An 11942-nucleotide genomic window follows, 5' to 3' on the forward strand; every position below is an offset into this window, starting at 1 on the left:
ATACATTTCATATAGTTGATGTTTTCGTACTGCTATCGATACAGTGCGGGCAATTGACATAAACATTAAATGCCAACCCAGGGGGATTTTTCCGGTATTTTGTACTATCACTAACAGGTGAATTCCCGTCAGCGGAGGTGTTTAAAGAAGAGAACCAGCAGATAAACCAAGCGCTGCCCCTAAGTGCTGCAACACTCAGAGACAGCTAACCACAACAGATAAGCGAGGTATCCATCATGGCTAACCCTAATGATATGCCAGAGTTTCACTCGGTTAAAGTTTCTTTAACAGAAAATATACCTGCCCTCATAACCAAGCTTCCATTGGCAGCTTATGCCAGCAGCTATACGCCGTTAACTAATAAGGGAGGCAAATATCATGTCTGAATCAAACCTGCCACTCACTGAGGATGCAATAAAAAGGGAACAGCTGTCGAGCGATTTTGCCAATCTAAGTGAAGATTTTGACAAATTCAGCGAAGAATGCGCCTTCCTGTTCGATGCATTTTCAGCGGTTACCCGCGAGCCCGAATGCATCACCGAGCACACCAGTGAAGGTATCAGGCACCTGTGCTATTGGCTCAAATATCAGGTTATCGGCTACCGGGAGAAAATAGACGAAATGCAAGCGCGCTGGAGAGTGCTTAGCCGCAAGAAGTCATGTTAACCACGTAAGATTGACTATGGCGTAAACGGAGCAAAAGCCGGGCGGGTTAACGACAATAAGCGTTTCAGCTATGTCAGTAACCCGCCCGGTACTAAATGCGATCCTGGCAACCCTGAGGGCAATCGCCTTTCTGTTAGCTCATGTTAACCTAAGCGTTATTGTTTGCCTGTCCGTCACTAGCAATTCATACATTTCATCGCTACTGGCTGCTTTTCATACCGCAGTGAATAATTAACAGCAACACTAAATGCAAACAAAGCTATTTATCCAGCGCTCTACTTGTATAAAAAAGGATGGATAGGAGCTGGCTTTATATATGGCTCTGTCCCGTCCTGAGCTGGCTTGAGTAAATGCTTTATTTAGGGATGAGCAGGTGCCGTATGAGTGAGTTTTACTTTTACTTCGCCGATTGCCGTTAACCTGGCTGCATCGATCGCTTTTTTAATTTCTAACCCTTTAAGTCCCTGTTCGACAAAAGCTTTGGCATTAATGGCGCTGGCCGCTTTTGCGGCAGCCCGTAAATAGGCGGCCTGGGGGTAGGATTTTTCTTCAAAACCCAAACGTCCTTTATAGTCGGCTTCACAGCTCAGGAGAAAGTCTTCAAACTCATCTGGCTTACGCCAGGTATCTAACTGGTTAAACAGTTTTAATATTGTATGCTCGCCAAATTCAAAAGCCTTGTGGCACATCAGGTGAAATTCACAGACCTTTAATGCCAGGCGTTTGCAGTCGTTGGGAATTTTAAAGCGTTGGCACACAGCTTCTACCAGGGGCAAGCCGCTGGTTTCATGCCCGGGGTGGCTGGGTAATGTTTCTTCTTCTGTCAGCCCTTTGCCTAAATCATGGCACAGGGAGGCAAAGCGGACACTGGTTTTATTTGACAGCTTAACCGCCTGGGCTAATACCATCATGGTATGCAAACCAGTGCATATTTCAGGGTGCCAGCGCTCGGGGTTGGGAATACCCCAGAGGATATCCAACTCGGGGAAGAGTTCTTTCAGGGCGCCGCACTGGCGTAATACCAAAAAGAACACTTCGGGATTCTCTTCGTCCAGGCTGCGCTGCATCTCTTTCCAGACTCTTTCTGCCGTTAATTGCTGCAGTTCGCCGCTGGCGGAGATTTCTGCCATTAACGCGAGTGTTTGTGGGGCAACGCTAAAGCCATATTGGTGATAACGGGCGGCAAAACGGGCAACCCGCAAGACCCGCAGGGGATCTTCAACAAAGGCATCGGACACATGTCGTAACACTTTGTTATTCAGATCTTGCTGGCCGTTATAGGGGTCTATGATTTCGCCGCTGTCTGACATTGCCATGGCATTAACTGTCAGATCCCGGCGTTTAAGATCTTCTTCTATGGTGACGTCGCTGTCGGCATAACAGACAAAGCCGGTGTAACCTTGCCCCTGTTTTCGTTCGGTTCTGGCCAGGGCATATTCTTCTTTGGTTTTTGGATGCAGAAATACCGGAAAGTCTTTGCCTACGGGCATAAAACCGAGCTCAAGCATCTGCTGGGGGGTTGCCCCGACCACTAAATAATCCCGCTCGGTGACTTCCCGGCCCAGTAGCTGATCCCTGACGGCGCCCCCCACCAGATAGGTATCAAGCGTGGAAGAGATATTATTGTCAGCAGGTTTATCGGCAACAGAGACAGACATAAAAAAGACCAAAGGTTAACGCACAAAAGAAGCAGTTTACCATAAATCAGCCTATATCTGGGTGACAAATTGATGATAGCTGTCAATGTAAACGCCCAAGTGACCTTTCGGCCTTTGACTTATCACAGGCAAAGGGGTAGTTTTACACGGTAATTTTATTCACCGTTTTCAGCTTATGTACACAGGATATTTTGGTTTAAAGGAAATTCCCTTTTCAATAGCGCCCAACCCTCATTATCTCTTTATGAGTGTTCGCCACCGTGAAGCCCTGGCCCATTTAACTTATGGTTTAGGTGAAACCGGCGGTTTTGTGCTGCTCACCGGGGAAGTGGGTACGGGGAAAACCACCGTCAGTCGTTGCTTGTTGGATCAGTTGCCGGAAAATACCCAGGCGGCCTTTATTTTAAATCCGACCTTATCGAGTCAGGAATTGCTGGCGACTATTTGTGATGAGCTGAAAATCCGCTATCGTAAAACCGGTGCGACCTTAAAAACCCTGACCGATAAGATTCAGGAAAAATTGCTGAAAAACCATCAGGCGGGATTAAATACCATCTTGATCATAGATGAAGCTCAGCACCTGAAGGCAGAAGTACTGGAGCAGTTAAGGCTGTTAACCAATCTGGAAACCCATACCAAAAAACTGTTGCAGGTGATCCTGATTGGCCAGCCTGAATTGCAGCAATTATTACAAAGACGCGATTTGAGGCAGCTGGCACAACGTATTACTGCGCGATATCACTTGCTGCCCCTTAACCGGGAAGAAGTGGCGCAATATATTCAGCACAGATTATCGATTGCCGAGTGTCAGCAGCCCTTGTTTAACCGCCGGGCAATTACCACCATACATCAGCTGTCCAAGGGCATTCCCAGGCTGATTAATCTGTTATGCGACCGGGCGCTGCTTGGCGCCTACGGCGAAAATAAGCAAGTCGTGGATAAAAAGCTGGTGCTGGGGGCATCGGTTGAAGCCCTCGGCGCTGAGCTGAGCAAACAGTCCTGGTGGCAAAAAAGCAGCACAAAATTCGCCCTGGCGGGTGGATTGATAGCACTGACCCTAACACTGGGTTTTGTGGTTGGTAATTATCAAGAGCAAACACAGGTGCAACAACAAGTACCGTCCCTTTTAGCCGATAAGGCAAATGAACAGGCAGAAACGGCAGAAGTTGCAGATAAAGCAGAGACTGCTCCTGAAATAAACTGGCCTTTAGTGATAGACTCCAGCAGGAGTTTACCGCAAGCTGTCAGGCATATGTTCAGCCTGTGGCGTTTGCAGGTGGAAGAGGAGCTGAGCGAACCCTGTCAGGTGGCAAACAGCTATGAGTTAAGCTGCTACTGGTTTAAAGGCACTTTGCCGGCATTATTGAAGTTGAATTATCCGGCGGTGTTTAAGTTTATCGATGTAAACGGTGTTGCCTTTTACGGCACCTTGCTCGGTAGTTCTCAATCAAACCCGCTCGAAAAGCAAGCTTACCGTTTCCAGTTTAATCAACAACAGCAAACCGTAGACAAGGCCTGGCTTGAACGTTATTGGCAGGGGGGGGCAGTAGTCTTCTGGCAACCCCCTAAAAATGCTTTTTTTGAGCCGGTGACGGTTATAAACGAGCAAAGTTCGTTGGCATCAATCCAATGGCTGGAAAATAAGTTAAGCGAAAAACAGCAACGACCGGCAAGAGACGTTCAGGCAATGGATGCGATGTTAAAAAACCAGTTGCGCCAGTACCAGCGGCAAAACGGGATTGACAGCAGTAGCGGGGCCAGGGAGCAAACCCTGATGTTATTAACCAATACCGTAGACCAGGGCCAGCCCATTTTTAAATAATTGAAGATTTTATGTCATATATATTAGAAGCACTTAAAAAAGAACAAACCAGTCAGGGACAGACACCGACATTGCACACTACTCCGGTGCCGGTAGCTATTGAAACCCGCTCTGCCTCCATCGGCTGGGGAGTGTTACTGACCCTGGCGATTTTTGCCGCTTTGTTGGCCGGTTACTGGTTGGGGCAAAATAATCAGCAAGGCCAGGTCTTGGCCTCTAATCAGCAGGGGGTGATCCAGGCTCCCGGGCAAGCTGGCACGAGTATAGCCGTTGACGGCACGGGACAGGCCGATCAGACTTTAAAACCTGTCTCAAGTGAGCCTATGGCTGAAACTGCCAAAAGCCCGGCAGCAATGTCAGCGCCTACAGTTAACAGCAGCAGTGAAAAAATCGCCGCTGAAAATTATTTTGAACACCCTCCCGTTAAGCAGGAAACGGAAAAAGCTAGCGAGCCACAAATTGTGGTCAGTGCAGAAAAGCCAAAGTTACCTGATGATTTCAAAGTGGCCGCTCAAGAGGGGGTTTCTGATGATATGTTGGCCAGGTTCCAGTCCGCTTTTGATGAAACCGGTAGCAGTGCCCTTGAAGAAAACAGTGATGATGAAGGTACTGATCCCGATACCTTATTAAATAGTGCCGATTCCGGTGTAACACCTTTAGGAAATATGCCGCTTTGGGTACAACAGGGCATACCTGATCTGCAGTTTGAACTGCATATTTTTGCCAGCGATGGTGAAGGTTGGATCCGGGTGAACGGTGAAGACAAGTACCAGGGAGATCGTGTCGCTGAAGACCTGGTTTTGACGCAAATTTTGCCGCAACAGGTGATCTTAAATTATCGCGGTGAAAGTTTCAGTTTGCCCGCCTTATCTAATTGGTCTTCTGCCGGGGGATAATTCTCCCCTGGTCACGCTTTTACTTCCCTGTAACCGGACATACCGTACATCCTGTGCAGTCACTCTTTCACATCCGTGTGACCGTGACATACCGTACATCCTGTGCAGTCACTCTTTCACATCCGTGTGACCTTGACATACCGTACATCCTGTACATAAAAAGGGGCTGGTAATTTATACCAGCCCCTTGTACTTACTTTAACTTCTAACCTTTAACGTGTCAGCTATAGGTTATATCAGCCTATTGCCAGGCGGGCATTTTATCTTCAAATGCTTCAATCTTATCCAACTTGTTTAGGGTCCAGCCGACACTGTCAATGCCTTGTTCTAAGCAATATTGCTGGAAGCTGTCCAGGCTAAAATCAAAGCGGCTATCGCCAAAGCTGATATGGTTGTTGGCCAGGTCGACATTTATCTCAATCTCCGCTTCTGCAGTGGCTGCAAACAACTGGTTGATTTCTTCGTCGTTGAGTTTGACTGGCAAGATGCCGATATTGATGCAGTTGGCATAAAAAATATCGGCAAAGCTCGGTGCGATAATGACTTTAAAGCCGTACTCCTGCAAAGCCCAGGGGGCATGCTCGCGGCTGGAACCGCAACCGAAATTCTCCCGCGCCAGCAAGATCGAGGCACCTTTATATCTGGCTTCATTTAAAATGAACTCCGGGTTATCTTGAGTACCTGCGCCGTCGAGGTAACGCCAGTCGTGGAATAAATGCTGGCCAAAACCAACACGTTCGGTTTTTTGTAAAAACTGCTTGGGAATGACTTGGTCGGTATCGACATTGGCAATATCCAAAGGCACAACCAAACCTTGATGTCGGGTAAATTTTTCCATGTTTTTTTCCTGTATTAGCTGTTTAAGTCGACAAAATGTCCGGCAATGGCTGCCGCGGCGGCAACTTCCGGGCTCACCAGGTGGGTGCGGCTGCCGCGCCCCTGACGGCCTTCAAAGTTGCGGTTACTGGTGGAAGCACATCTGTCGCCTTCCGCCAGTTTATCGTCGTTCATGCCTAAACACATGGAGCAGCCGGGCAGGCGCCATTCAAAACCGGCGTCGATAAATATTTGCGCCAGGCCTTCGGCTTCGGCCTGCTCTTTTACCCGGTAGGAGCCGGGTACCACGATAGCATCTACCTTGGGAGAAACTTTTTTGCCTTTAGCCACGGCGGCAGCGGCGCGTAAGTCTTCGATGCGCGAGTTGGTACAGGAGCCGATAAAGACCTTGTTGATATCGATATCGGTGATCTTGGTGCCTGCGGTTAAGCCCATATAAGCCAGGGCTTTTACGCAGGACTCTTTTTCAACCGGATCTGCAAAATCATCGGGAGAAGGCACAGTGGCGTCAATCGCCGTTACCTGGCCCGGTGTGGTGCCCCAGGTTACCTGGGCCTTGATGTCTTTGGCTTCTAGAGTGACCACGGCATCATATTTTGCATCGCTATCGGATTTCAGGGTTTGCCAGTCATTGACCGCCTGCTGCCATAGTTCACCTTGAGGGGCGTATTCCCTGTCTTTCAGGTAGGCAAAGGTAGTTTCATCCGGGGCAATTAAACCTGCCTTAGCGCCAAATTCTATGCTCATGTTACAGACCGTCATGCGCTCTTCCATGCTCAGCGCAGTAATGGCTTCGCCGCAGTATTCCACCACATAACCTGTGGCCCCGGCGCTGCCGGTTTTGCCGATGATCGCCAGGATAATATCTTTGGCGCTGATGCCGACACCGACCTGACCCTTAACCTCAATTTTCATGGTTTTGGCCTTGGTTTGACGCAAGGTTTGCGTGGCCAGCACATGCTCGACTTCCGAGGTGCCGATACCAAAGGCCAGAGCGCCGAATGCGCCATGGGTGGCGGTATGGGAGTCGCCGCATACGATAATGGTGCCCGGCAGGGTCAGGCCCAGCTCAGGCCCCATCACATGGACTATGCCCTGGTTTTTATGACCCATACCAAACAGTTCGATGCCAAATTCTTTACAGTTTTTCTCCAGGGTGCGCAGCTGATTGGCAGCCCCTTCACCCGCAGCATCTATGGCGATAGAGCGGGTGGAAATATTGTGATCCATAGTGGCGATAGTACGTTGGGGTTTGCGTACCGGGCGGTTATGGAATTTTAAATTTGCAAACGCCTGCGGCGAAGTCACTTCGTGAATAAGGTGGCGGTCGACATATAATAACGGGGTTTCACCGGCTTTTTCTTCAACCAGGTGACGTTGCCACAACTTCTCGTATAAGGTGGTTGCCATGTTATAAATCCTTGCTGCTGATATATGAAAGATGAGCCTGGTCGTTGCAACTATCTATTGTCGGATATAAGGTGGTTGCCATGTTATAAATCCTTGATGATGTTACAGATATAATCGCCCATTTCTGAGGTCGATTTGGCTTGGGAAGCGGTTTCCTGTGTTAACAGATCTCGGGTAAACACCTGGTCTGCCAGGGTTTTAGCGACTGCTTGCTCTATGGTTGCTGCCGCCTCGTTTTGGTTTAAGCTGTAACGCAGCAACAATGCCGCCGATAAAATCTGGGCTATCGGGTTGGCGATGCCTTTACCGGCGATATCCGGGGCGGTACCGCCGGCGGGTTCATACATACCAAAGCCTTGCTCGTTCAAGCTGGCGGACGGTAACAAACCCATGGAGCCGGTGATCATGGCGCAGATATCAGATAAAATATCGCCAAATAAGTTCGAGCATAACATAACATCAAACTGATCCGGGTAACGCACCAGCTGCATTGCGGCGTTGTCGACATACATATGCTCAAGCTCGACGTCCGGGTAATCTTTTGCCACCTCATTAACCACTTCACGCCATAATTGCGAGCTGGCCAGTACATTGGCTTTATCTACGGAAATAACCTTGTTGTTGCGTTTTTGCGCCGCTTCAAACGCCAGTTTGGCGATACGGGTGATTTCTTTACGGCTGTAGATCATAGTATCAAAACCGGTTTCATCCGGTGTGCCCTGGTGCTGGCGTCCCTTGGGCTCGCCGAAATAGATGCCGCCGGTTAGCTCGCGCATGACCAGGATATCAAAACCTTGCCCTGAGATATCGGCTCTTAACGGCGACAAATGGGACATGGCGCTTTGCAATTGCGCCGGGCGCATATTGCAGAACAAACCAAAATGGCCGCGCAGACCTAATAAAGAGGCGCGCTCCGGTTGCTCCGTTGGCGGCAGGTTGGCCCATTTAGGGCCGCCGACCGAGCCGAACAAGATAGCATCTGATTGTTCGCAGCCCATAATAGTGGACTCGGGCAGGGCGGTGCCGTGATTGTCTATGGCGCAGCCGCCGACATCATAGTGATGAAAATTCAGGGGAAAGCTGTATTTATCGGCAACGGTTTTCAGGACTTTTTCTGCCTGTGCCATCACTTCCGGGCCTATGCCATCACCGGCTAAAATTGCAATATTGGACATTTGGATTACACACCTTGTGGTTTATGGGTTGAAGAGGATGGCGACTGCTTGGCACCGGCTTCTTTTTTTAACGCGCTGATGGTTTCCGCGCGATGAATACTGTTTAACGTATGGATCAGCGCCTGCCCCGAGGCTTCGATGACGTCTGTCGCCAGACCAAAACCGTGGAAGTTGCGCCCCTGCCAGGTGACGACGATATCTGCCTGGCCCAGGCCGTCCTCCCCGGCGCCTTTATTGGAAATTTTATAATCGGAAACTTCAAACTCTATATCCACCGCCTGTTTGATGGCGCGGTATAAGGCATCCACAGGCCCGTTGCCGGTGGCGGATTTGATTTGTTGTTCTTCACCCGAGGCTAGCTTGATACTGGCGGTGGCAAATTCGCCGCTGCCCGATTGCACCGTTAAATAATCGATATGATAAAAGTCCTGCATCTCTTGCTGCTGGATATTAAATAATAACGCTTCTAAGTCATCATCAAAGACCTGGCCTTTTTTATCCGCCAGCGCCAGGAAGTCGCTATATAACTGCTCTAAGTCATAATCGCTGTCCTGGTAACCCAGGCTGGCCATGCGGTGTTTGATAACGTGGCGGCCGCTGCGGGAGGTTAAATTTAATTTTGTTTTGCTGATGCCGACACTTTCCGGGGTCATGATCTCATAGGTATTGCTGGCTTTTAACATGCCGTCCTGGTGAATGCCGGATGAGTGGCTAAAGGCATTGCCGCCGACGATGGCTTTATTTAACTGCACCGGCATATTGCATAAATGGCTGACCAGTTTGGAGGTGCGGGCAATTTCCTGGTGTTGGATACCTGTGTGTAAACCCAACAGGCTTTCGCGGGTTTTTAAGATCATTGCCACTTCTTCCAGTGAACAGTTACCGGCGCGCTCGCCGATGCCGTTGACGGTACATTCGATTTGTCTGACTCCAGCCTGGACGGCGGCAATGGAGTTGGCTACCGCCAGGCCTAAGTCGTTGTGGCAATGCACGGAAATGACCGCCTGGTCGATATTGGGCACCCGGTTGAATAATTGTGTGATAATACCGCCAAATTCCGTCGGCACGGTATAACCTACGGTATCGGGAATATTGACCGTAGTGGCGCCGGCTTTAATCGCCTGCTCGACCATGCGGCATAAGTTATCGATTGGCGTACGTCCGGCATCTTCACAGGAAAACTCGACATCATCGGTGAAGCGGCGGGCATACTTGACCGCATGTACCGCCATGGCTTCGATATCGGAAAACTCCTTGCGCAATTTTTGCTGAACATGCACGTCTGAGGTGGAAATAAAGGTATGGATTCGAAACGCTTCGGCGGGTTTCAACGCGTCGGCACAGGCTTTGATATCGGCTTCCACCGCGCGGGCCAGGGCACATACCCGGGAGTTTTTTACGGTTTTGGCAATCTGTTGTACGGATTCAAAGTCACCGGGAGATGATACCGGGAAACCCACTTCCATGATATCCACGCCCAAGCGTTCAATCGCCTGGGCAATTTGAAGTTTTTCATGCACAGACAAGCTGGCATTTAAGGCTTGTTCACCGTCCCGTAAGGTGGTGTCGAATATGATGACTTTGTTATCCATTGGTTATCCTTTGTTCTCTCTGTATGTTAAGTAAACCAGCGTCTAAAAACTCAGGCATAAAAAAACCCGCGTTACTGACGCGGGTTTTATATTTTTCATTATTAATTAAGCAATAAAAAACTATCCGCGCACCTTAAGTACGAGGAGGAGGTTAATTCGAATTGTCTTAATTAATTGTGTCATATGTTTTAACGTAAATTTGTTCGTTATTTGTAAGTTTAAACTAGCCTAAACGCGCCTGGGCTGTCAATGAAAAATTGTAATAAATTTACAGAAAAATGTTGTTAAAGGTCGACAGCTTTTTTAAGGTTATCACGAAAAAGAGAGCCAAGGTGATAGTCAGCAGGCAACTCAGCCGAAAATAAAAGGCAGGTAAAGGCTTGAAGTACACTTTGGCAAAAAGAAGTGTACTTCAAACGCAGATGTGAGTTTTAAAACCTGGCTTAGAACTTATATTCCCAGCTCAGGGAAGCTTCAAAATCATTTTCGGTTTTGTTGTTGATTTCTGTTTTACGTGCCAGGGCGCCCACTTCCCAGCGGCTTTTCGCCCAGGTAAAGCGGTAACCGCCGCGCAGTTCCAGAATTTCCTGGTGGCTGAGATTCTCGTCTGCAATGACTTTGTCTTCATTGTTTTTATTCAGCTCTATCATCGCCACACTGGCTTGCCAGTAGTTGTCGTTTTCCGGTTGGGCGATCACCCCTAAGGTGATGCTGCTGGCATTGCTGCCGTAGGTGCTGCCGATATCCTTGCCGCGGTAGCGGTAACCTGTGCGGTAAATATCGTGTTCATAGACACAAGCACATTCGGCATGATAGGTATCCGAAGCTTCGAAATAGACGCTGTAGAGGTTGTCGCCTAAAAAGAAGTCGGCGTCAATTCCGCCAAGATGGCTGCGCTTGGACGGTGCTACCGAGCTGATACCATAGTCTTCAAATCCCATCTCGTAATAAACGCCGACGTTTTGCCCCAGGACACTGGTATTCCACCTTAAATCGACCGAGCCCAGATCGTTAACGTCGATTTCGTTATTGATCTTATTATCCGACTCATTCGGTATTACGATATCCCAGAAATCCGAGAAGCCATTGCCCCGGTCGTCTCCCCCCCACATGGTGGAGCGGGAAAGTCCCAATTCAAGCGAAGAAAAAGGCTTAAGGCTTAACCGGCTGCTCCAGAGCCGGGTGTTGGGGATAGCACGGCCGCGATCTTCCATTTGCCCGATAAAGGTGGTGAAGCTCCAGGGGCCGAGCCAGCTTAACCAGGGAGTATCAAATGGCACTGCCTGTTGGCGGTTAAGGCTGATGCCGGGGATTGGCCGGGCATTGGTCGACATTAACAAAGCCGTGTCCCAGCCCGGGCCCCACCACATAGGGACGGCGCCGCCGATAACATTCCAGTTGCCCAGTTTATAGGCGAGATAGGAGCCGTCGAGCCGGAAACTTTTATCGTCTATGGCGTTGCTGACCTTGTGTATTTCCAGGTGGGCGGCAAAGTTACTGCCGACAAAGGTTTTTTTGCTGGTGATTTCGGTTTTTTCACTCTGAGTGTCGCCAAAGTGTTTGAATTTAGGTCTGTCAGTGGCAGCAGCCACTTTAATCGAAGCCGGTTGGCTGGATTTCTTTGCCTGGTTTAAATGGAAGACCACACGCTGATAACTGCGGTCTAAATTTTTATCTAAGATGTTGAAATCGACTTTATCCAGATCGGCGGCAATATCGGCCCACATCAGGGGGTAACGGTTGATGGGGGCTTTGATCACATCGTGATCGGATAACAGTTGGATATCGGCGCGCAGGTAAATATTATCGGCTTCAACCCAGGGGGCGGCCTGAACAAAAGAGCTAAGGGAAGCGCATGCAAAAAGGGCGCAAAAGAGTTTCATGGA

10 protein-coding genes are annotated in these 11942 nt (G+C 49.1%); 4 read left to right on the forward strand and 6 right to left on the reverse strand.

The window, feature by feature from the left end; translation table 11 throughout:
• Nucleotides 1–236 precede the first annotated feature (236 nt).
• Entirely contained in the window at nucleotides 237–386 is a 150-nt protein-coding gene (locus SG35_RS06085) for a hypothetical protein (protein ID WP_160298268.1), read from the forward strand.
• The gene (locus SG35_RS06090; RefSeq protein WP_044832268.1) at nucleotides 379–666 is read left to right on the forward strand and encodes a hypothetical protein; all 288 of its coding nucleotides are present in this window, start codon (nucleotides 379–381) and stop codon (nucleotides 664–666) included. Before SG35_RS06085 ends, SG35_RS06090 begins: the two co-directional genes overlap by 8 nt.
• 359 nt (nucleotides 667–1025) lie before the next feature.
• On the opposite strand, the gene SG35_RS06095 is transcribed toward SG35_RS06090, so the two are convergent.
• The gene (locus SG35_RS06095; RefSeq protein ID WP_044832302.1) at nucleotides 1026–2324 is read right to left on the reverse strand and encodes a multifunctional CCA addition/repair protein; all 1299 of its coding nucleotides are present in this window, start codon (nucleotides 2322–2324) and stop codon (nucleotides 1026–1028) included.
• 175 nt (nucleotides 2325–2499) lie between these two features.
• On the opposite strand from SG35_RS06095, the gene SG35_RS06100 reads away from it, so the two are divergent.
• Together SG35_RS06100 and SG35_RS06105 are read left to right on the forward strand one after the other, a co-directional pair.
• On the forward strand, nucleotides 2500–4146 hold the full coding sequence (locus SG35_RS06100) for an ExeA family protein (protein ID WP_044832269.1): 1647 nt from the start codon (nucleotides 2500–2502) through the stop codon (nucleotides 4144–4146).
• A gap of 11 nt (nucleotides 4147–4157) precedes the next feature.
• Nucleotides 4158–5042: a general secretion pathway protein GspB gene (locus SG35_RS06105; RefSeq protein ID WP_044832270.1), complete on the forward strand. Its 885-nt coding sequence runs from the start codon at nucleotides 4158–4160 to the stop codon at nucleotides 5040–5042.
• A 241-nt stretch (nucleotides 5043–5283) separates the two neighbouring features.
• On the opposite strand, the gene leuD is transcribed toward SG35_RS06105, so the two are convergent.
• The 5 genes from leuD to SG35_RS06130 form a co-directional block, all read right to left on the reverse strand.
• Nucleotides 5284–5880, reverse strand: a complete 597-nt coding sequence (leuD, locus tag SG35_RS06110; protein ID WP_044832271.1) for a 3-isopropylmalate dehydratase small subunit — start codon at nucleotides 5878–5880, stop codon at nucleotides 5284–5286.
• Between the two features lie 14 nt (nucleotides 5881–5894).
• A complete protein-coding gene (leuC, locus tag SG35_RS06115) occupies nucleotides 5895–7289 on the reverse strand; it encodes a 3-isopropylmalate dehydratase large subunit (protein WP_044832272.1) in 1395 nt (464 codons plus the stop codon).
• Nucleotides 7290–7372: 83 nt separating this feature from the next.
• Nucleotides 7373–8464, reverse strand: a complete 1092-nt coding sequence (gene leuB, locus SG35_RS06120; RefSeq protein WP_044832273.1) for a 3-isopropylmalate dehydrogenase — start codon at nucleotides 8462–8464, stop codon at nucleotides 7373–7375.
• Between the two features lie 5 nt (nucleotides 8465–8469).
• Nucleotides 8470–10056: a 2-isopropylmalate synthase gene (gene leuA / locus SG35_RS06125; RefSeq protein ID WP_044832274.1), complete on the reverse strand. Its 1587-nt coding sequence runs from the start codon at nucleotides 10054–10056 to the stop codon at nucleotides 8470–8472.
• A gap of 443 nt (nucleotides 10057–10499) precedes the next feature.
• On the reverse strand, nucleotides 10500–11939 hold the full coding sequence (locus tag SG35_RS06130; RefSeq protein WP_053042951.1) for a capsule assembly Wzi family protein: 1440 nt from the start codon (nucleotides 11937–11939) through the stop codon (nucleotides 10500–10502).
• Nucleotides 11940–11942: the final 3 nt, after the last annotated feature.

Source organism: Thalassomonas actiniarum, from assembly GCF_000948975.2.
GTDB lineage: Bacteria > Pseudomonadota > Gammaproteobacteria > Enterobacterales > Alteromonadaceae > Thalassomonas > Thalassomonas actiniarum.

Bases quoted from the DNA above. Each gene is read 5' to 3' on its own strand.
- SG35_RS06090 (WP_044832268.1), top strand. From the start codon at position 379: ATGTCTGAATCAAACCTGCCACTCACTGAGGATGCAATAAAAAGGGAA.
- SG35_RS06105 (WP_044832270.1), top strand. From the start codon at position 4,158: ATGTCATATATATTAGAAGCACTTAAAAAAGAACAAACCAGTCAGGGA.
- SG35_RS06100 (WP_044832269.1), top strand. From the start codon at position 2,500: ATGTACACAGGATATTTTGGTTTAAAGGAAATTCCCTTTTCAATAGCG.
- SG35_RS06085 (WP_160298268.1), top strand. From the start codon at position 237: ATGGCTAACCCTAATGATATGCCAGAGTTTCACTCGGTTAAAGTTTCT.
- leuC (WP_044832272.1), bottom strand. From the start codon at position 7,289: ATGGCAACCACCTTATACGAGAAGTTGTGGCAACGTCACCTGGTTGAA.
- SG35_RS06095 (WP_044832302.1), bottom strand. From the start codon at position 2,324: ATGTCTGTCTCTGTTGCCGATAAACCTGCTGACAATAATATCTCTTCC.
- leuD (WP_044832271.1), bottom strand. From the start codon at position 5,880: ATGGAAAAATTTACCCGACATCAAGGTTTGGTTGTGCCTTTGGATATT.
- leuB (WP_044832273.1), bottom strand. From the start codon at position 8,464: ATGTCCAATATTGCAATTTTAGCCGGTGATGGCATAGGCCCGGAAGTG.
- SG35_RS06130 (WP_053042951.1), bottom strand. From the start codon at position 11,939: ATGAAACTCTTTTGCGCCCTTTTTGCATGCGCTTCCCTTAGCTCTTTT.
- leuA (WP_044832274.1), bottom strand. From the start codon at position 10,056: ATGGATAACAAAGTCATCATATTCGACACCACCTTACGGGACGGTGAA.